Annotated in this window: 15 protein-coding genes and 1 tRNA gene; 1 reads left to right on the top strand and 15 read right to left on the bottom strand. The window is 57.1% G+C overall.

Annotation, left to right across the window (positions count from 1 at the left end):
• Nucleotides 1-32 precede the first annotated feature (32 nt).
• The 11 genes from KJA79_RS15450 to KJA79_RS23350 all read right to left on the bottom strand — a co-directional run bounded on the left by KJA79_RS15450 (nucleotide 33) and on the right by KJA79_RS23350 (nucleotide 14,072).
• The gene (locus KJA79_RS15450; RefSeq protein WP_213042964.1) at nucleotides 33-1,037 is read right to left on the bottom strand and encodes a glycosyltransferase; all 1,005 of its coding nucleotides are present in this window, start codon (nucleotides 1,035-1,037) and stop codon (nucleotides 33-35) included.
• Nucleotides 1,038-1,064: 27 nt separating this feature from the next.
• Nucleotides 1,065-2,543: an O-antigen ligase family protein gene (locus KJA79_RS15445; protein ID WP_213042963.1), complete on the bottom strand. Its 1,479-nt coding sequence runs from the start codon at nucleotides 2,541-2,543 to the stop codon at nucleotides 1,065-1,067.
• Nucleotides 2,540-3,844 carry an oligosaccharide flippase family protein gene (locus KJA79_RS15440; RefSeq protein ID WP_213042962.1) on the bottom strand — a complete coding sequence of 435 codons (1,305 nt, stop codon included), beginning with the start codon at nucleotides 3,842-3,844 and terminating at the stop codon, nucleotides 2,540-2,542. The genes KJA79_RS15445 and KJA79_RS15440 overlap by 4 nt, the downstream gene beginning before the upstream one ends.
• A 110-nt stretch (nucleotides 3,845-3,954) precedes the next feature.
• Nucleotides 3,955-4,911 (bottom strand): NAD-dependent epimerase/dehydratase family protein, encoded by a 957-nt coding sequence (locus tag KJA79_RS15435; RefSeq protein WP_246507776.1) that lies wholly within the window; start codon nucleotides 4,909-4,911, stop codon nucleotides 3,955-3,957.
• 36 nt (nucleotides 4,912-4,947) lie between these two features.
• Entirely contained in the window at nucleotides 4,948-6,177 is a 1,230-nt protein-coding gene (locus KJA79_RS15430) for a glycosyltransferase family 4 protein (RefSeq protein WP_213042960.1), read from the bottom strand.
• Between the two features lie 46 nt (nucleotides 6,178-6,223).
• On the bottom strand, nucleotides 6,224-7,597 hold the full coding sequence (locus KJA79_RS15425; protein WP_213042959.1) for an ArnT family glycosyltransferase: 1,374 nt from the start codon (nucleotides 7,595-7,597) through the stop codon (nucleotides 6,224-6,226).
• 7 nt (nucleotides 7,598-7,604) lie between these two features.
• The gene (locus tag KJA79_RS15420; protein WP_213042958.1) at nucleotides 7,605-8,921 is read right to left on the bottom strand and encodes a glycoside hydrolase family 26 protein; all 1,317 of its coding nucleotides are present in this window, start codon (nucleotides 8,919-8,921) and stop codon (nucleotides 7,605-7,607) included.
• Complete coding sequence (locus tag KJA79_RS15415) at nucleotides 8,872-9,675, bottom strand: class I SAM-dependent methyltransferase (protein ID WP_213042957.1); 804 nt, start codon at nucleotides 9,673-9,675, stop codon at nucleotides 8,872-8,874. The genes KJA79_RS15420 and KJA79_RS15415 overlap by 50 nt, the downstream gene beginning before the upstream one ends.
• Nucleotides 9,672-11,903 (bottom strand): GumC family protein, encoded by a 2,232-nt coding sequence (locus KJA79_RS15410; protein WP_213042956.1) that lies wholly within the window; start codon nucleotides 11,901-11,903, stop codon nucleotides 9,672-9,674. The genes KJA79_RS15415 and KJA79_RS15410 overlap by 4 nt, the downstream gene beginning before the upstream one ends.
• On the bottom strand, nucleotides 11,903-13,636 hold the full coding sequence (locus KJA79_RS15405; RefSeq protein WP_213042955.1) for a sugar transferase: 1,734 nt from the start codon (nucleotides 13,634-13,636) through the stop codon (nucleotides 11,903-11,905). The genes KJA79_RS15410 and KJA79_RS15405 overlap by 1 nt, the downstream gene beginning before the upstream one ends.
• Before the next feature lie 160 nt (nucleotides 13,637-13,796).
• Nucleotides 13,797-14,072 carry a transposase gene (locus KJA79_RS23350; RefSeq protein WP_213042954.1) on the bottom strand — a complete coding sequence of 92 codons (276 nt, stop codon included), beginning with the start codon at nucleotides 14,070-14,072 and terminating at the stop codon, nucleotides 13,797-13,799.
• A gap of 1,333 nt (nucleotides 14,073-15,405) precedes the next feature.
• Here KJA79_RS23350 and KJA79_RS15395 point away from each other — a divergent pair.
• Nucleotides 15,406-16,113, top strand: coding sequence for a response regulator transcription factor (locus KJA79_RS15395; protein ID WP_213042953.1), 708 nt, complete (start codon nucleotides 15,406-15,408; stop codon nucleotides 16,111-16,113).
• Nucleotides 16,114-16,417: 304 nt separating this feature from the next.
• On the opposite strand, the gene KJA79_RS15390 is transcribed toward KJA79_RS15395, so the two are convergent.
• The 4 genes from KJA79_RS15390 to lpdA form a co-directional block, all read right to left on the bottom strand.
• A tRNA-Gly gene (locus tag KJA79_RS15390) sits at nucleotides 16,418-16,492 on the bottom strand.
• A 70-nt stretch (nucleotides 16,493-16,562) separates the two neighbouring features.
• Nucleotides 16,563-17,780 (bottom strand): tyrosine--tRNA ligase, encoded by a 1,218-nt coding sequence (gene tyrS / locus KJA79_RS15385; protein WP_213042952.1) that lies wholly within the window; start codon nucleotides 17,778-17,780, stop codon nucleotides 16,563-16,565.
• Nucleotides 17,777-18,322: a ComEA family DNA-binding protein gene (locus KJA79_RS15380; RefSeq protein WP_213042951.1), complete on the bottom strand. Its 546-nt coding sequence runs from the start codon at nucleotides 18,320-18,322 to the stop codon at nucleotides 17,777-17,779. The genes tyrS and KJA79_RS15380 overlap by 4 nt, the downstream gene beginning before the upstream one ends.
• Nucleotides 18,319-19,743, bottom strand: coding sequence for a dihydrolipoyl dehydrogenase (gene lpdA, locus KJA79_RS15375; RefSeq protein ID WP_213042950.1), 1,425 nt, complete (start codon nucleotides 19,741-19,743; stop codon nucleotides 18,319-18,321). Before lpdA ends, KJA79_RS15380 begins: the two co-directional genes overlap by 4 nt.
• Nucleotides 19,744-19,837 lie beyond the last annotated feature (94 nt).

Below are 19,837 nucleotides of genomic sequence, written 5' to 3'. Positions count from 1 at the left end.
CGTTGCATGACTTGCCCTCCGTAACATGAATCTTAATCGGTCTTGCTCACTAACATCGGCACGGTTCGTACCAGCCCGGTCGCCATAACGGCGGCCCGGCACACCAGCAGAAAAGGTGCAGCCAATCGCAACCCGGGGTCCTCTCGCGGAAGCTGCCACAGAAACGGAAGGGCCGTGGCGGCAAACAGCCCGCCGGCCAGTCCGGCGACATAGAGGGCAGACGGCGCAAGCGGTACCAACACCAGTGCGCCAGCACCCAACACCACGGACCCGATCTGCAATTTCAGCGTTTGCGGAGTGTAGGAATCACGAATCGCTTTGCCTGGAAACCGCTTATACACCATGACTCGCCAGTAGGCCCGACTGTGTTTCTTGCGAAGATATTGTTTCAAGGTCGAAGGATGCTGATGATAAATAACCGCCGCCGGATTGAACTTAATCTTGTACCCGGCCGTGGCAACCCGGTACGACAGATCGGTATCTTCGTTGTCTGCAACGGGGAAACTCGTATCGAACCCGCCGATCGAACGAAACACCTCCCGACGAAAGCCCGCGGAGTAGGAAAAGACCACATCGACATATTCCGCCGCAGCCAGCTGACGATACCGGGCCTCAAACTCCGCCTGCGCAAACCTGGCGACCAGGCTCCGTTGCTTCGTCTTGTAGGCACCCTTCACGGCGGCAATTGCCGGTGATTCGAACGGCGCTACCATTTCTTTGATCCAATCGACATGCGGCACACAATCGGCATCGGTAAACAGGAGAAATTCTCCATGCGCCGCCTCTGCTCCGAGGTTGCGCGCCGCTGCCGGGCCTCGATGAGCCTGGCGCAGCACGCGCACCTTCGGCTCAGAACTGCCCCACCCTTTGACATAGCGTTCGATATACTCAGGTGTCCCATCCGTCGATTCGTCATCCACAAGAATGAGTTCGACTTCGCCGGCCGGGAATGACTGCCGCGCAAAGGCGTCCAACCCGTCATGAATTGTCTTCGTGGCGTTATAGGCCGGAATAACGACCGTGACTCGTATGCCCATGGTGTTCTCGCCTCCAACGCTGCGCATTTAGGCTGCCCCACGATCATTCGTCCACCATACTGGCTGACGACTGCGTACCGGTCGCAACGATGCCGCGATCCCATTGCTTGTGTCATTTTGTGCCATGGACCCGAGGGCCATGGCCATCGGCAAGGTCAACCAAATTTCGCGAACCATCGGTGTGATCATGAGAAAGATCATTTGCCCAGCGAGCAAACTGCCGACTAGCACGGCATACGGCCTGACCTCGGGATTGTTGAGTCCCTGCTTAATGCTCACGAACGCCCACACCCATAAGCCTATGAATGAAAATAGGGAAAACACCCCGAGCTCGCTGGCGACCTCCAGGAACATATTGTGAATGACGGCAGGGTGATAGTAGTGATCGGCCCAGGCAGGCAGATGTTTGACGTAGTGATTGATGGCCTGTCCGAAGCCCACCCCAAACCACGGGTTTGCCAAAAACAGATTCCAACCGCCGACGATTGATTCACGCCGGAATGCGAAGCTCCCGCTTCCCTCGTTCAGATCGGCTTTTCCGAATAGGCTCTGATTCTCGACGGTCTGGACTCCGACCTGAAACCATTCCGAGACGACCTGGTAACTAAGTCCACCCGCCAGCATCAGCACGAGAAGAAGCACCGTCATCTTTCGGATGAGTTTCGATTGAAACCACAGGGCGACTAAGATCAGCAGGGCAAACCCTATGACCGAGCTTCTCGCAAAGGTGTAAAACCAGGCATACCCCATCAGGCAGAGCGCTACTCCCAGCGCGACCTTGATCCAGAGATGCTTCTCGGTAAATAGGAGGAATGTCGCGCACGGCATCGCCATCAGAAAAAAACTTGCGAGAAAGATCGGATGAGCAGTGGTCCCCTCCGCGCGGACTTTGCCCTCGGAAATGGACATAAACGCCCCATCGACACCTCCCTCGCCCGGGAGCCCGATGTTACGTCGCCAATCGCCAGGCATGACGAAGCCGTAGTGGACCTGGGCCGCAGTAATGAGTGCCTCCCCCACGCCAGTGATAGTGATGACCCAAAGAAGCCGTCGTATATCCTCAGGGGATCGATTAAAAGTGAGCGTGAGATAGAAGAGCGCCCCATAAACAGGAATTTTTGCTGCCTCACCGGGTAAACCACGTAGTCCTTCAGCAAGCATCAAGGAGACTACCGACATCAGGAAGAACACTCCGGCCAGATACCCCGCAGGCCAGCGCAGTAGCGCCGGCCAAGGCCCTCGGCGAATCAACGCATTCACCGTGACCAATCCTATGGCCAGGGGAGTGATCAGTTTCGTAACCGTTACTCCTCCGAGCAAATCGACTTGCACAGGAATGGTGCTCACAAGGATGTAGTACGGAAAGACTGCCGACGCGGTCATGCCGAGAAAGGCACTACCGGCAATCACGAGGGCCAAGGCTTTTGCCGAGAGCGCCAGCACGGAGGCACCGAGGCTTCCGCCTATCAATGTCGGAATGATGTAGGAAGCCCCTGCTCGTTTCATGACTTTCTTGCATCCGTAGCGACCGACGGCACGGCCATCGAGGCAGATCGACTAAACCCCAAGGCAAACCAAAGAGTCCCAATGATCATCACCGACTGCACAAGGCGTGAAATCAGCGTCGTCCAAGCAGCTCCGAGGGAGCCGGATTGTGGGATCAACCACAAGGCGGCCACTACCCAAACCGCTAATGCCACAATTCCCGACAACGTGTGCAGGTGCGGTCGATTCATCGTATAAAGCACCAAATACAGAGGATGTGTGACCAACGTGGCCAACGTGCCGACAAACAAGATTCGAAACACCTCAACCGTCCCCTCGTAGGCAGGACCAAATATTCCGACGACCAACGTCCTGGAGAACAGCATTAAAGGAAGCAGCAGGGCGGCAATGAGCATGTACACCGGAAACGAGCGCTGCACGTATGATCGACACTGTTCAAGACCGTTCAGCTGGCTGACCTTTGGCAACAGCGTGGTCAACAGGCTGACCGTAAGAAAATCGACTCCCATCAGGAGTGAGGAACCCGCCCCATAGAGACCGGCTTCACGGGCGTCTCGAAAATACCCCAAGACTGGCACGCCAAGATTGACTTGCAGGATGAAACACAGACTGGCTATGGCGGGCCACTTACTGAAACGAAAGAGTTCCCGCAATAACGAACTACTGAGAGACAATTGGGCCAAATGGCTACGCAACATCCAGAGACCGAACAGAGCGCACATAAAATAGACCAACACATGGGCTCCGATGATTCCGCCTAAGGTGAGCGAGCCGCCGACAAACAATACTGGCAGGCTGATCACTCTCAACACGTTCACCAGCGCAACCATGACCCCGTACGTCCGAAACTCCTCTCGCGCCTGCCACACCGAGAGATTGAAACTCCACAGGGCCGCGCCGAATGACCCTATGAGGCCCAACGTCACGGGCAATACATGAGACTGGTTGCCAAACATCACTCGGGAATACCCCATGCCCAAGATCACTCCAATCACCACAATCGGAAGACCGAGCAGTATCCGTAGCGCGAGTGCGTTGGTCAGCACCTCTGCGGCCTTGGGCGGATCCGTCACTCGATACATCGAATAGAACTTGACGACTCCTGGACTCAGCCCGTCCCCGAGTACATCATTGCCAAAAATAAGAATCACGATGAACAAAGAAAACAACCCAAAATCCTCCGGGCCCATCACACGCGCGACGACCAGGCTCATTACGAACCCGAGACATGCCCCGGTCATTTTCCCGGCAAATACCAGAGCAGCTTGCTGCGACAACGCTTTCATTCCCACACGAAACACTGGCATCTCCTCTTACACCACCCCTCGGACCATCATGACCGCTCCCCAGCGTCGCACGTCCACATCAACAGGCTTTCCACATCAAGCCGATCCCTGCCTCTTTGCCCCGCTCAGGATCGCTCCTCCAAGCTACACCGGACCCCATGCTCCGACGCCGGGGACAAATCAGCCAGCCAATGACGAATGCAGTCTTCCAAGCCATGGGCAATGGCCCTCGGCTGATAGGACACGAATTCCTGAAGTAGCGTCGTATCGGCTTGCCAGTGTTTGGGATCACCGGGCAACTCCCTGTTCAACGTCTTCAGCGCCTGGGTGCTGCCCACACACCGCATGACCAACTCCGCCATCTTTCTCACCGTGGTCGATTCTCCGGATGCGACATTGACGGCCCAGAATCCCCTTGGCTGCCGTTCCGCGATTCCCAAGAAGTATCGGCAGATATCGTCGATGTGCAGGAAATCACGGCTCTCGGTCCCTGTGCCTTGAATGGTGAGATAAGGACTGTCGCCTATCGCTTGCCGAAACAGTTCCCATACCAGCAGACGTTGCTGATACGAACCGATGGTGGAAAACAATCTGGCCGAAACCACATTCAGCCCGAAGCAATGGGCGTACTCCTGCCCTAATTGTTCACAAATCACTTTGTGAAACCCATAGGGCGAGATCGGTCGAAGCGCGGCGCCTTCCGGAATGGGTAACCGCGTCGGATTGCCATAGACGGAGGCACTGGACGGAAATATGACCAACGGGTTGCCTTTCGAGCTGCGAACCGCATCTAACACCGATGCCCACGTCTCAACGGCCATCACAAAGTCCTTCCGCGGCTCTTGAAAGGATTGGCCCACTGACGCCGAACCGGCTGCATGCACTACCACATCTGGGTCGAAGCTGTTCAAGATATCCAGAAACTTCGTGTCACCGAGGGCGCTACGTACGAATGTTATTCCGGGCAGCATCTCGCCCGCCTCGGACCGTGCAACACCAAGAACGTGATGTCCGGCAGTAACAGCATGATGAGCAAGGCTTCTCCCCAGAAAACCCAGCGAACCCGTAATCAAAATTTTCATAGTCATCACACAGCCATCCTCAAAGCACATCCACACCTACTTCGCACTGATCGCAACCAACTGCTCACGCAATCGACCAGTGCCGGAAGAATCACTCGACTTCGCAACGTTGTATTCGATCAACTTCAGATACACTTCGTAGGTTTTTGCCGCCATCGCCTCGATACCCAGATCGCTAAGAATTTTTTGTCGTGCACGCATGCCCACTTCTTTCACAGCCTGAGAGTTTTCTCTCAACCGCAGCAACGTCGCAGTAAGCGCAGGCACATCACCCACGGGCACCAAGTACCCTGTGTGGCCGTCGGTGATCATCTCTGATGCACCGCCCACATCCGACGCAACCACCGGCTTCCCCATCGCCATGCCTTCGAGCATCGTAAAACTGAAACTTTCGGCAAAAGACGGCGCCACCAGCACATCCAAGGCAGCAAACACCGCCGGAATCTCCGACAGCGAGACATGGGCCATGACAACAGCGGGCGCCAAGTTCCGTGCGGCGATACAATCGAGCAGTGCCTGTCGATAGGATTCGAACCCGGGCAGTACCGTACCGACAATCACGAATCGACTACGCGGGTAGCGGTCAAGGATCGCGCGAGCCGCCTTCAAGAAATTGAGGTGACCTTTCACCGGATGGATACGACCAACCATCCCGTACACGTAATCGCCGCCTGCAGCAAACTCGGAAACGGACGAAGGCGCCAGGGTACGAGCGGGATTGAACCACGCGGTGTCGATGCCGTTGCGTATGGCAACCACGGGGGGATCCTGCTTCCTCATCCGCAGCTCTGTGCCGATCGCCACAGAGTCAGTGATGACGGCATCCAGTCGCCGGAGTATCATTCGATCGATCCATGGATATACCCTGGCACGCCACGAGCCTTTCTCGAAATTGACCCACCCGAGAAACGACGCCACGACAGGCCGGCGGGTCCATCTCGCACTCAGGATGCCGATCAGATCAGAGCGATGATCCAACGCATGGATCACATCTGCCTGATATGTCTTGATCAGCTCGCATACGGCAAGCACATCACGCAAATTGAACAGATTGCCGATCGGGATGGTGACGTACTCGAAGCCCGTCTGTTTCAATTCCTTCATCCAGGTGGTTTCACCCAGCGCCGGATTCACGATACACACCAGCAGACAGCGCACTTTTTTCGGGTCGAACCCTTTCAAAAGGGAAAGCAGATAGGTCTCCCCTCCGGTCATGCCGGTGATCCCTCGACAATTGCGAATAATCAGTACGCGAATCGGCTTCATCTGTGGCTCCTCACCGCATCACAACGTCTCGTTTCACCAGACTGCTTCACGACTGCCTCCGACGATACGACGCGGCCAGTTCTCCCACCGGCGACAGCTTCAGCCAGCGAACGCTCGACGAACCAAGCGACAATCCCCACCGACTGTTAAACGAACGCAGACCGGCGGTCATCAACACAGTCATGACCGGAACCGTGGGAATGCTGTAACGAAGAGTGGAAAAGGTCAGCGCGTGAATCATCGCGAGACAAATGATCGGGAGAAGGAGCACGACCAAGAGTTCTTCCCGGCGCTCGGCCTGCAAGATTCCACGTAGCGCAAGCCCCAAACACAAGGCCTGAAACACGGCGATGTAGGACTGCGCCCAGCGATTGTCAGGGAGGAAAATCCTGAACCAGAAGCGATACAGTTTTCTGACGGTCAGCACCACACTCTCGAAAGGATGATCGGCTATTTCCTGCAACGCAGCCTGAAAAAATGCACGATCTTGTCCGACCGTGATATCGACCGGATGCGTTGCAGAACGCGCCGACGGATGATTCGACACCCTAACCAGACTCGAAGCGGACCCCTCGATCTGTCCCAACACGCCCCCACGCAACGCAGCCAAATGCTCTCTCGTGACGGCATCGACTTCCCAATCTTCCCGCCCGTCGCTGACTGTTTGGTTGCCCAACCACAATGCATAGCCTCCGCCGGTGGCCACCGCCACCACCTGACCCGTCAACCGATAATTGCGGATGGCCCAAGGCGCAAGTACCAGGAGACAGGCAAGCGACAAGGCAATCGCCACAGACAGGGCACGTTGTGGTTCTTTTCGCAGTCGGTAGCACGCAGCCGCAACCAGGCAGGGCCACAACTCCAACGCCACGGGCTTCACCAATGCCGCCCCGGCAATCAACGCGCCGACCAGCATGAACGCTGTCGGACGCCGCGTATGCATGGCAGCCACCCATGCTGCAATCGCTGCCGTAAACATCAGCGTAAACAACGGCTCGGATAGAAATCGCAGGGTGTAATAGGCAGACAGCGGATGAAGCGCAAACAGCACCGCCGACACACAGCCGATGGTCTCGTCGAACTGTCGTGCGCCGATATACAGAATCAGTACGGCCGTCATCGAGTCCAACGCCGATTGGGCAAGCAGCACCGCCGTCTCGTTGTGTTCCCCGAATAGACGATAGAGCACCGCGAGAAATGCGGGATAGCCCGGAGCCCTCCAGAGAATCGCCTCCCCCTCGGGCTCGGCGACAAATCCGTGTCCGTGCGCCAGGTTTGCCGCAATCTCCGAATAGACATCCGCCCGCTTGATCACGTGTACCGACGCATCGATCAGTAGGGCGACACCGGCACGGAGCATGAAACACAAGGTAAAGACCGCGCAAATGCAGAGCCATCGTGAAGACCGGTTCAGCGCCATCGGGACACTACTCTCTACCTTTGAACGAGGCCTGTTTCAGGTACTGGGAATTCTCGCGAACCGCCCGCTTCCAAGCGTTTTCCTCATCGGGAAATACACCGAGTCGTGGGACTTCGTAGACATCCTGGGCAATTTGAAAGTGTGCGAGCGTGATGGCGTGCACACGATCGAATCGAGGGAGCACCTCACGAAAGACTTCTTCGATGATGCGCGCGCGGCTGGTGCTCCCATCCCCGAGGATCCCGAACTCTGGCAGGAACAGCGGCCGCTGCGTCACGGTCCTCCACGCCTCATATCCAGGAGCTAATGCCTCCGTAATCGGAGTGCGTAATTCCTGTTGCCGAAGCTTCGGCGGGATCCGTGGATCAATGAAATAGGCGCTTTGCCCCACCCAATCGATATACTCGTCGCCAGGATAAAAGAACTTCGGATGCAGCCAGGGATTGTAGTCTTCATGGTGCGGATTCATGTAGTGCGAACCGGCATACATGAACCACGTGACATTCCGTGCACCTTCTCTACGGAACAGTTCGATGACATGAACGAACGCGTCTCGAATACGCTCAGGCCCGTCCGGCCATGTCGGATCACCGTATAACCGACAGAGCTGCTCGGTATCCTCGAGGCGTTCTCCGCCCTGTTTGCCGAACACCATCATGCCTTGATAATTAAACTCACTGAACAAGGTGAGCATGATCGGATGGCGATAGTCTCGAATCTGGCGAGCCACGGTCACAATGTAGTCATCAAAGTCGCCCGCGAGGAGTCTCGTGACGGTGACCGTCGGCTTCCGAAACCCGTACCAAAACAGGGTGGAGTCCCAATCACAACACTGGATGGCCCAGGCCACGGCCAATACGCCGCCCTGCGTTCGCAGTTCTTCGGCTAGTTGAAGGGGGCTGATCGACGCCGACTCCATCGGGTCTGCAAAGGTACGCAAATGCGGGGAGGACGAGTTCCAGTCCTCGTCGGACACCCAATCGTGGAACGTAAACACGATGGCCGGAACATGCCCGGTCTTGGAGACGAAGTCGCGCCGATCGGCAAGAATCGGACCGATGCTGTATAGGCCGATATAGGCACCCCGACTGGGTGTCGCAAGGGACACGGAGGTTGGCGATGGGGACCGACTCCCTTTCGGAGGCGTCACCTCGCTGCGACAGCCGGCGGTCGCTTCCGCTGCCGGGGCAGCCGTGGCTTGGGACGTACCAAGCAAGAGGCCTACCGAAACCGCCAGAGTCAGCCAACAGGCCGCCTCGTGTCTTACCACGTAGTTACGCACCAGCCGTTCCCTTGCCAAGCTCAACAATTTGGAGATACCCATACCGGCGTATCCACGGAATTGATCCGGCGGCCTGATCACAACGGAGAAGCAACGAGGTCATCCACGGCCATCGTTTCTTGAAAACGTAGAAATCAAGCAGACGGAAGAACAACAAACTCGGAAAGTGAATGGTACAGGCACCGGGGAAGGCACTCTGCAAGGTCGCGATATCCCGGCGGGTGAGTGGATGCTCATGCTCGTCGCTATACTGCGGCACGCCGAAGTGGCCACAAACCTTGCTCCGAGCCGCCATGAGCAACGGATTCAACGCCGAATTCTCGATAAAAACGGCCTTCCCTCCCGGCTTCAACAGGCGCGCAATTTGTCGGCTGGCCTTGGGTAAATCCACGTGGTGGAGGACAAAAGTCCCGAACACGACGTCGAAGCTCGCGTCGGGAAAGTCCAACTCTTCAAACGGCTTACACAGGAACATCACCTTCACCCCGTTCGCTGTGGCCAAGCGACGAGCTGTATCGAGCTGCCCATCTGCCGTATCGAAGGCCGTCACCGTCGCACCACGTTTTGCCAGCATCACCGAGGTATGTCCGGGGCCACAACCGCAATCCAGCAACACCTTCCCCTTCACATCTCCGAGCAGGGCCAACGCATAGGCATAGAGGTCGTAGAGGCCCCAGAGCGTCAACCAATAGTCGTACGGGGCATACCATCCGTCTTCGCGAACGAACCCCTCAGCCGGAGCAGCCATCTCGTTGACTGCCATGACGCCCGCTACTCCCGTCATCGACTCACTCATACGCCCTCCCTCCCCCCGGCCGCCAACCATCGACCGTATATCCACTCTGGAATGATATAGCGCCGCTTGTTCAACACGAGCCCGAGCAAATGACCACCGGCTTCCTCGATCGCTGCAACCGTCCGCGCTGCAGCCACCGAGACCGTACGTTCCGCTTCGATCACCAGAATCGTCCCATCGATTCCTGCGATGGCCACACGCATCTCAGGGAAGGACGTCAAGGCAGGTCCGTCGATGACAATCAGATCGAAGCGATCGCGCATCGTCTTCGCGACTTCCGCCAGATGTTCCGCAAACTCCAGAGCTGTACCATCTTTGTGTCGAATCAGCAGGCGATGGAGATGCGGTCGATCCGTGGGCTCGGGTACCTCTCGCATCAGCCGGCCGGCCTCCACTCCTTGTTTCACGCTTACACTGTCTTCGCCTCCGGCGGCGTGCTCAGGACCGGCCTCTTCGAAGGTCAGGAGCAACGTGCGAAACTTTTGATCGGCAAGCACCCGTGCGAGGGCACCGGCCAGGTAGGAACGGCCCTCGCCTCGGAGCGCACTGGTCACCAGAAGCGTTCGTACCCCACGTTCATGGTACGAACGAACAACGTGCTGCGCGGTATGCCGCAGTTCGAGCTCGCAACTTTCGGCATCGGAAGTGTCGGGACGGACAAGCGGCAAGGCGGCGAGCACAGGCTTCCCCAACGTATCCTCGACCTCCTCGCGGGTGACGAACGTCCGCCGCAGATATTCCGAGGCATAAGCTGAGCCGAATCCCCCGACTAACCCTATCAACAGCCCAATGACAATATTGAGAAACTTACGTGGCCTGACCGGCTTTTGAGGAGGCGTGGCGTGCTCTATGGCGTTGACGTTCGAGATGCCTTTCCGGTCGAGGACTTCGTTGATCCGTGACTCTTCTTCCTTCTTCAGATAGATGTCGAAGGCCTCCTGCTTGACCTTGACCTCGCGCATCAATCCCTGCAATTCCATTTCTCGTTGGTCCAGGACATTCAGCGAGTCTCGATACGACTTAAATTGTTTGGTCAGTTCCGACAGTCGGGGACGTAAACTTTCCCTGCGCCCCTCCTCCATCACCAGCGTACGCTTCAACTCCTGATACGTCTGGTTGACACCGGAAGTTGCAGCTCCGGTGACTTTCGCACTCTCCGCTTGCAGACGCCCGCGTACTGCGGCGATCTCGCGAACCAGCTCTGCCGCAGCGGGGCTATCCGGCACATACTGTGAATATTCCAGCTCCATTTGCATCAACCGGTTCTTAAGTTGATCCAACATCGGATTCCGCTCTGAGACGTTCGTGAGCGGAATGGCTTCTTGCTGTCCAGCCAAGCGCTCCCTCAACTTACTGATGCGCACTTCGGTTTCTGCCACCTGCACCTGACTCTCCCGGAGTGCGGCTTCCGTATGCGTCACCTGCTGTAAGAGATGCCGTTTCTGATCTTCGATGGACACGATGTTCCACTTGTCTTTGAAGGCCTGCAGCCGGAGTTCGGCCTGCTGTAATTCCCCGCGCATCTGCTTCGTCTGCTCGTCAAAGAACTCACGTGCGCCTTTGCCTTTGCGGATCGACAGTTGATGATCCAGATAGATGCCGACCAATGCGTTGAGCGCATCGGCCGAAAAATCCGGATCGGGTGAATCCAGGCTGGCGACGAACACATGCGTTTGCCGAACGCCTTCCACATTCAAATGAGAGCGGATCTGTTGGACTGCTTGATAATGCAGATTTTCCGGTTTGGGCACATATCCGATCGTCGTCAACAACTGGGCAACCGGCGGCAGCCCGGCCAGTTGCTTAAAGGCTGATTTCGGCAAATCCGCAACCCAGTCCCATCGGCCGCGCATCGAGGCCAGCACCCGCTCATTCCCAAAGTACTCGACTAACTTATCCAGAAGGATCGGACTGGTGAAGATTTGCACCTCGGTCGCCACATCGTCTTTTTGCGTGATGTCCGAAGGAGTGAACACCTGGCCGGTCAAGGGGGTACTCATGCTGAACGGCGTTCGTGCATTCTGAATGAGCAAGCGAACTTCGGCGCTGTAGATATTCGTCATCAGGAACGAGCCGGGACCAGCCACCATGGTCGCCACGCCGATAATCGTCAGCAACATCCGTTTCTGGCGAAACACCGTAATCAGGTGCTCTCTCAGACCAAACGCGGATCGGCTCGGAGCAGCGGCTTTCGATTCTGGCAGCCCAGTGGGGTACGACACGTTCATCACACTCCTTTCAACAACACGCGAGCGGTCCGGATCAGGATGTATAGATCGAGCACCAGCGAACGCCGACGAACATACTCGAGGTCGTATCGGATCCACTCTGAGAACCGATTGCGATTACGTGCCTTCACCTGCCAAAGTCCGGTCAATCCCGGACGGACCGTGAGCCGTGCATCACGCCACGTCGGACAGAACTTCATCTCGTCGTAGGCCAACGGACGCGGCCCCACCAGGCTCATGTCTCCCCGCAGCACATTCAAGAGTTGCGGCAGTTCATCGAGACTCGTTTTTCGAAGGAACTTGCCGACCCGGGTGATGCGCGGATCTTCTTCCAGCTTGAACATCGGTCCGTCGACGCTATTTTTGGCTTTCAGGTCCTTTTGTCGCTGCTCGGCGTCCGGCACCATTGTTCTGAATTTGTGCATCCAAAATTCCCGGCCATCCTTTCCGCACCGTTTCTGGGAAAAGAATACCGGCCCGCGAGAGTCGCTCTTGATCGCAGCCGCAATCAGCAGCAGGAGAGGACCAACGAGGATCAAGCCTGCAAGAGCGCCCGTCCTGTCCGCGACGGTTTTCATCACCGCATAGATCGAGCCCCCCCCCTTCTCTCCAGATCGGGTGGTCGCCGATCGTGGCGTGCGTCGGGGCCGAGATACGATCTTGATCGAGGCACCTTGATCGATCGCGTTACGAGATCCTCGAATCCCCGGATCTGCGGTAGTCCAGTATGTGCTTCGAAGTCGCATGCCTTCAGGCACCGTTTCGTCTCCACCGACCACCGAATACTCCACCCTCGCATTTCCTCGCACCCTCGTGCCTGGTCGCAACACGCTTTCCCGTACCAAACTACCCTTTTCCAGATGTGAGGTCGGCCCAATTACTGCCGGCCCAATCAGGTGGACATAGTCTTCCACAACACAATTCGGCCCGATCACGAGCGGCCCCAGCAAGAAGGAATGGGGGGAAATGTCTGCGTTTTCGCCGATCACAATCTCGTCGAATCCACTATGGCGACCATCGCCGCGATCGACGCTTTGTAAATCTTTCAAGAGGATTTCTCGGTTCAACCAGAGAAAATCCTCCGGTCCGTGAATGGGGTGGACCCCTCCATCAACCTCATAGGCACGAATGATGCCGCCTCGACTTCTGACGAGCGGCACAAGCTGCTCGTTGACATCGAAGTACTCATCGCGAGGAATCTGTGAGAGCACATCACGGTCAAACAGATACAGTCCGCAAGGAGCCAGCTGGCTCCGGCGATTCCTTGACCAGTGCAGAATGTTCACCCTGGACACGAGGCCGGCAGGATCGAGCTCCACACTTTCCAGTGCTTCATCGGTTCCTGCTCGACGCTGAGCGACTAACGTGATGCTCGCGTGATACTGACGGTGAAAGCTGAATGCCGCCGTCAAATCAACATCGCGCACATAGACATTCGCATGGACCCCGAGGAAGGCCGGCGTATCCAGAAAATCTTTCACAACTTCGATACTGCCGGCGGTGCCACGGTACACGCTCTCCGTCCGCCACAGTATTTCCATGCTCTGAGCTTGACCGGCCTGACACACCAACTCACGTACGTAGGGATCCTGCTCACAGGAGACGACCGCCACTTCGCGGATACCGTGCGTTCTCAACATTGACAGCAGATGCTGGATCAGCAGTTCGTTTCCTACCGGAAACGTCAGCATCGTCCCGGCCCAGGGAGCACCATCCATGATCACGGCTTTCATGTCATGGACTCCATGCTCGGGAAAGAAGAGACGATACGGTGCGCCTGAGCGGCCGACCGAACAGAACGCGTGCGCCCTGAGCGCTGCTCTGTTTCAGACGCAACGCTCCACTCGTCCCTCTGTATGCGGCTGCCCCATATGCCCCACGTCGTCCAGCACATCAGCATTCATTCTCCCTGTCGTTGATCAAGGCGGACCGGAGAATGGTGTAGTCCAGCGAAAGCTCCGCGACACGATGTTTGAGGCGCCGATTCTCCAGTTGCAGGGAGCGCAAGTGGAGGATTGGATCCGCCTCCTGGACACCCACCCTGCTCCTCCAACGATAAAACGTGCTCGCAGAAATGTCGTATTTCTTGCACACGCGTTCAATCGCCCCCTTGGAGCGTCCTTCTTTCAGAATCTGTTGCTTCTCTTTGTCAGTGAATCGAGAGCGCATCCTTCAACAATGTCCGATCGAATCCAATTCCGCTGCCGCTTCTCTCCTCGGCGGCTTGAGACCGCCACCAAACCTACCCATGTGCGGCCATCGACAACTTCAGGCGTCCCCCCACACACTCAACGTGGGACCACCCAGGAACGGCCCCTCTCAAACCCCAAGAGGAGAATATTCCCCTCACCACATGCCCAGAATAGCGATCGACCCATGCTATTTCGGATTTCATGGGAGGTGATTTATACAGGGTCGGTCGGGCCTGCACATCGGATATTGGTGCCTCTTACCATCAGGAAAATCAGACCGTCTCTCGTACGTTTGTGCTGGTCGTTGATTGCACCACGATCGTCGGTATGAACCGATGAGAATGCGTCCATTTAATTTCCGTGCAATCCTGAGATAACCGGAACACACCTCACCATCCAACCTGGTAAGCACACCAGCAAGCGCCCACGTATCTGAGGGCTGTATTAATTTGTGCAACAGTTCTGCGGCAGGATGTTCGAGTTGGCCTTTTGACCCCACAATCAACGGGACAAGCCAATCCGTTCCGGAACAGAGATCGATAGATCTATGAGCCCCGTATCAGGCTTGCCATTCTGCGTCTTGGCTCGAATGTGATAGGCGGTTATCCGGAAAGAAAACAGGCATCGGCATGAAGCGAAACCCTTGAGAGAGCGTCGTCACAATTCGAAGCGAGGAAATGGCTCAGTCGTTTCAATGTACCCAGCAGTAGCACAACCATAGCAGGCAACCGAGGAGAGGCACACAGTGGGCCTCTCCTCAGCTCAGTGCGCCACCTGTTGCTGCCAAGCAAATCACGTCCATTCGCCTTGGATTCATTTATGCGTAACCTCCTCATCCCCATGGATAGATCAACAACGCCATAGAATTCGACATCGGGATGCCGGAAGGCCACAGTCATATGTGTGGGCGCCATCTCCTTCCAGAGGGCTGCAGGCGGGAGGAGATTACCAGCATTTCCGCATTGACGGTCCAGTGCGGAAGGTATCCCCTGGACCTTTCGAGACATTCTGTCGATGACACGAGGGGTTTCCCCCTCGTATTTCGACGTGCGCACATTATTGTGCAGCCGAAAGCACTTCTCACGTAATACCTGGAATCGGCGGAAAGTGACCACGGGTAAGGCTTTGGGTCGATTGCATGATGAATTTTACCGATTGCTTGAAGGTAGACCGGTATGAGAACATGCGCCGTCGCAGGTGTCTGGAATCACCTATTCAACCTAGCATCCACTGCGTAATATTTTTACTATTACGTAGTCTGGTTATCAGCCAACTCGACGGTCAGAGGGCGGGTGTCTTCAGGAGGGGCAATGAGGGAAACCGACGCAGCTACAATCCAAACGGTAGTGGCAATCATCAGCAGTAACTATCTCCTGCGGCTCGGTTTGCAGCGGATCGTCGAAGCAGAAACATGGATCAAGTTGATCGGGCAGACTACGCACGGAACGAACCTGGATGAGGTGTTGGCCAGCAACCACCCGACTATCGCGATTCTCGACACGGAAAATGATCATGTCATTCCTGAGCTGATCCTGAAAATCAAGCGTGCTGCTCCAGCCATCAAAGTTATTTTATTGAGCGGATTCGAGGACATGGAGCGCACTCGTCAAGCATTCGCTTCCGGAGTCGATGGTATTGTGCTCAAGGTACAACCTTCCGCCGTGCTCATCGCCACGATCGCCCACCTCGCCAGGGCGGACGAGGAAGTCCCTCTTACCTTTGAAAGACTCGGCAGCCCTCGGAAACTCAGCGCACAAGCAGAGCCGCCCTCCCTCCTGACACGCGCCCCTGCCCAACATAAACGCCTCGATGGACTCACGGAGCGGGAACAGGAAGTCGTCCGATTGGTCAGTGAGGGATTGTCCAACAAAGACATTGCCGACCGTCTGTGCATTTCCAGCATTACCGTCAGACATCATCTCACCAGCATTTTCGACAAGCTCGGTGTCTCGAATCGCCAGAAATTGCTCATCCGGGCCCACCAGAACGGACTCACCAGACCGCCCGCGCTGGCATAATTCCTGGGATCAGACAAACACGCCAGAAGACCTGGCCTACTTCGGCCTCGACGGCGGCGCATTCTTTTCGGTCGAACGTGGCCACGCATCGCACGTAGCCGCAGGATACCCTAGATACAGCTATGACCTCCTTCTGCTCAACAGAAGGCAGGTGAGACAGATGACCGCCCTGAAGGCGTGGTAAGCCCAAAAAAGTCATGCTCACCCGTGACAACCGTCACAGATTTCAGCAAGAGCACACCGATGGCTCGCTGAGCAAGACGCCTGAGTGACTCAGAAGCGTTCGAGTTGAAGGGGACTTTTTTGGAGCGGGCGATGGGATTTGAACCCACGACAACTTGCTTGGGAAGCAAGGACTCTACCACTGAGCTACGCCCGCCCCTTCTACACGAGAGATCGAATCCTACGCCGGCGTCCGCGCTAAGTCAAGGCAACGGCTCACACGCGGCTCAGTTCTTATATTCCACCACCGCAAACTTCCGGCGCCCCACACGCAGATGAAGCTTCGTGCCGACCGCCAACGGGATAACGGCGTTGGCATCGGTCATTTTCTGCCCCTCCACCTCCAGCCCGCCTTGAACGATCAGGCGTCGGGCTTCGCTCTTACTGGGAACCAGGCCGGTCTTGGCAATCAACTCGACGAGGCCGATCGAGGGCGCGCCCGCATCTTTTACATCGGATGGCGTCAAGACCACATGGGCGTCGGGCTGCTCAGGAAATTCTCGCGCCTGAAACTTCTGCTGAAACGCGCCCCTGGCTTCACGACCCGCTTCAGCCCCGTGATACCGCGCAACAATCTGTTCCGCCAGGCCTTGCTTCGCCTCCATGGGATGGGCTGACTTGACCCACGCTAAATCTTCCGTCGTCAGCAGTTCATAGTAACGATACATCAGCACATCGCTGATCGACATCAGCTTGCCGAACATGTCCGCCGGCTTGTCTTCCAACGCGATGTAGTTGCCGAAGCTCTTACTCATCTTGCGGACCCCGTCGGTCCCCTCCAGGAGCGGCATGGTGATCACCACCTGCGCCTCCTGCCCGTAGTCCCGCTGTAGATCTCGCCCCATCAATAGATTGAACTTCTGATCCGTCCCGCCCAATTCAATGTCGGCCTTCAGCGCCACGGAATCGTACCCCTGAATCAAGGGATACATGAACTCATGGATGCTGATGGGCGTCCCTTCCGTGTACCGCTTGTGAAAGTCCTCCCGCTCCAGCATTCGAGCCACCGTGTAACGGGCGCTCAACTCGATCATGCCGTCGGCCGTCATGGCGCTCATCCAGCGACTGTTAAATTCGACCTGCGTTTTCTGAGGATCCAGAATCTTGAAGATCTGGCGCTCGTAGGTCTTGGCATTCTCCAGCACTTTTTCCTTCGACAGTGCGACACGAGTCTCCGACCGCCCCGTCGGATCGCCGATCATGCCGGTGAAATCGCCAATGAGAAAGATCACCTGATGCCCGAGGTCTTGGAAATGTTTGAGCTTGTGAATCAGGACCGTATGGCCGAGGTGAAGATCCGGCGCTGTGGGGTCGAACCCTGCCTTGACCCGAAGCGGACGGTTTTCCTTGATGGATCGAGTCAGCTTTGATTCCAGCTCGTTCGGCTGAATAACCTCAACAATACCTCGAAGAATGAGATCCAGTTGTTGCGCAATGGGAGTCACAGGGTTCCTTTGTGTCGGGCCAAAGATCGCGTGTTGGTCACGAGGACATGGGGGCGAAGACGATCGAATTTCTTGCGGCCAATTCCCCTCACCTGCCGCAGGTCGTCGACGCTGTGAAACGGACCGCGCTCATCACGGTGGTCAATCACCCGTTGAGCCAGCTTGGGACCGATGCCCGGCAAGGCTTCGAGATCGGCAACCGTGGCCTGATTGAGATCGACCTGCCGCACCGTCCCTTGAGAGGCCTGGCGTGGATCGACGGGAGCCTTCTCCCTCACCACTGAACGCTCCACCGCCTCAGCCGGTTTGGCGGCTGGGCGAACCGGCACAATGCCCGGCTGGTCAGATTGGACGGCTGCTGGCCTCGGCACTACCTCCACAGTAGGCACATGCTTCGAGGAGGCGATCGTCGGGGGGGCCAGAGAAGGCAGGTGTGCCTGGGGCGGCATCACCTTCGTGACCGGTGTCACCGACGCAATCCAGATCAACGACCCAAGCGTGACGGCCAGCATGGCCAGCTTGATGAGGAGTGAGTGCATCATGACGAGGGCGGCTTCCGTGCAAGGTGGATGGCATGCCCATGCACATCTTCCATCGCCTCCATCAGCCCTTCGGCAAGCGTGGGGTGCGCATGAATCATCTCCGCCACACGAGACACGGTCGCGCCGGCATGCATCGCCAACGCCGCTTCATGGATGAGATCGGTGGCATGCGCCCCAAGAATGTGCACACCGAGAATCCGGTCGCTGGTTCCATCCGCCACGACCTTCACCAATCCTTGAATATCGCCCGTCGCTTGCGCCTTTCCCAATCCCCCGTAGCGGAAGCGCCCGACTTTGACGCCCTGCTGCGGATCCTGCCCATTGGCCACACAGCGATCCCGGGCCTGCTGTTCCGTCAGTCCCACCCGGCCAATTTCAGGTAACGTAAAGATGCCGGTCGGGATGACATCGTAGTCGATGCTGCGCCGCTGTCCCATGAAGTTCTCAACCGCCACCTTGCCCTGTTGTGAGGCGACATGCGCCAACATCGCCTTACCGACGACATCGCCGATGGCATACACACCCGGGATGTTCGTTTCCATTCGTTCATTAACGAGGATTTCGCCGCGCGCCCCGACCTGCACCCCGGCCTGTTCCAGCCCGATCCCGCGCGAATTGAACCCCCGCCCCACGGAGACCAGCACCTGTTCCACATTGAGCGAGAATCCGTCCCGAAGATGGGCCGTGACGGCATCCGGCTGCCGGACGATATTCTCCACCGTCACACCCGTCCGGATATCCACGCCACGCTTTTTAAGCTCACGCTCCATCATCTGGCTGATCTCGTCATCCTCCAACGGCAGCACCCGCGGCACAAGTTCCACCAGCGTGACCTGCGTCCCCAGTCCACTGTAGAGAGAGGCGAACTCACAGCCTTCGACCCCGCCCCCTACGATGAGCAAGCTCGCGGGAACACTCGCCAGATCCAGCGCCTGTTTGCTGGTGATCACCTGAGTTCCGTCGATGGGAAACAGGGGGAGGTTCGGCCAGGAGGAGCCGGTCGCGATGATCACTCCATCGGCCGCCACTTGGATGGTGGTCCCATCCGGTTTGGCCACACGAATGGTCCGTGCATCCACCAGCTCACCCCGGCCTTCCACGTGTTCGATATTCCAGGTCTTGAACAGGGTGGCGATGCCTTTGACGAGGGTCGAGACGACTTTGTTCTTGCGTGCGACCATCACCGCAGGATCGTAGGACACGGTGCCCTGGAGCAGGAGCCCGAAATCCTTGGCCTTCTTGGCTTTGTCGCCCAGTTCAACGACCGACAGCAGGGCCTTGCTTGGGATACAACCCCAGTTCAAACACACGCCGCCGAGGGCTTGGTTCTCAATCACGGTGACACGCGCGCCCAACTGGGCGGCACGAATCGCCGCCACATAGCCGCCTGGACCGGCTCCTAGAATTGCGAGGTGCTTCATATCAATCACGCGCTCGGAGGGGACGCCTTCGTGAACAACTCCGGGACCGTGACGCGGCAGTTACCGATCCACGAGGTCGCCGAAGCGGCCACGG

Origin of the sequence: Nitrospira defluvii (assembly GCF_905220995.1) — a bacterium.
In the GTDB taxonomy this organism is placed as follows: Bacteria; Nitrospirota; Nitrospiria; order Nitrospirales; family Nitrospiraceae; genus Nitrospira_A; species Nitrospira_A defluvii_C.
Note: the sequence above shows the minus strand (reverse complement) of the source record. Positions and strands in the feature narration are given on the sequence as shown.

What these genes read in the sequence shown, in the direction of transcription:
- lpdA (WP_213042950.1), bottom strand. Translation starts at nt 19,743, where the DNA reads ATGAAGCACCTCGCAATTCTAGGAGCCGGTCCAGGCGGCTATGTGGCG.
- KJA79_RS15445 (WP_213042963.1), bottom strand. Translation starts at nt 2,543, where the DNA reads ATGAAACGAGCAGGGGCTTCCTACATCATTCCGACATTGATAGGCGGA.
- KJA79_RS15380 (WP_213042951.1), bottom strand. Translation starts at nt 18,322, where the DNA reads ATGATGCACTCACTCCTCATCAAGCTGGCCATGCTGGCCGTCACGCTT.
- KJA79_RS15410 (WP_213042956.1), bottom strand. Translation starts at nt 11,903, where the DNA reads ATGAACGTGTCGTACCCCACTGGGCTGCCAGAATCGAAAGCCGCTGCT.
- KJA79_RS15420 (WP_213042958.1), bottom strand. Translation starts at nt 8,921, where the DNA reads ATGGGTATCTCCAAATTGTTGAGCTTGGCAAGGGAACGGCTGGTGCGT.
- KJA79_RS15405 (WP_213042955.1), bottom strand. Translation starts at nt 13,636, where the DNA reads ATGAAAGCCGTGATCATGGATGGTGCTCCCTGGGCCGGGACGATGCTG.
- KJA79_RS15435 (WP_246507776.1), bottom strand. Translation starts at nt 4,911, where the DNA reads ATGAAAATTTTGATTACGGGTTCGCTGGGTTTTCTGGGGAGAAGCCTT.
- KJA79_RS15450 (WP_213042964.1), bottom strand. Translation starts at nt 1,037, where the DNA reads ATGGGCATACGAGTCACGGTCGTTATTCCGGCCTATAACGCCACGAAG.
- KJA79_RS15415 (WP_213042957.1), bottom strand. Translation starts at nt 9,675, where the DNA reads ATGAGTGAGTCGATGACGGGAGTAGCGGGCGTCATGGCAGTCAACGAG.
- KJA79_RS23350 (WP_213042954.1), bottom strand. Translation starts at nt 14,072, where the DNA reads ATGCGCTCTCGATTCACTGACAAAGAGAAGCAACAGATTCTGAAAGAA.
- KJA79_RS15430 (WP_213042960.1), bottom strand. Translation starts at nt 6,177, where the DNA reads ATGAAGCCGATTCGCGTACTGATTATTCGCAATTGTCGAGGGATCACC.
- KJA79_RS15425 (WP_213042959.1), bottom strand. Translation starts at nt 7,597, where the DNA reads ATGGCGCTGAACCGGTCTTCACGATGGCTCTGCATTTGCGCGGTCTTT.
- KJA79_RS15395 (WP_213042953.1), top strand. Translation starts at nt 15,406, where the DNA reads ATGAGGGAAACCGACGCAGCTACAATCCAAACGGTAGTGGCAATCATC.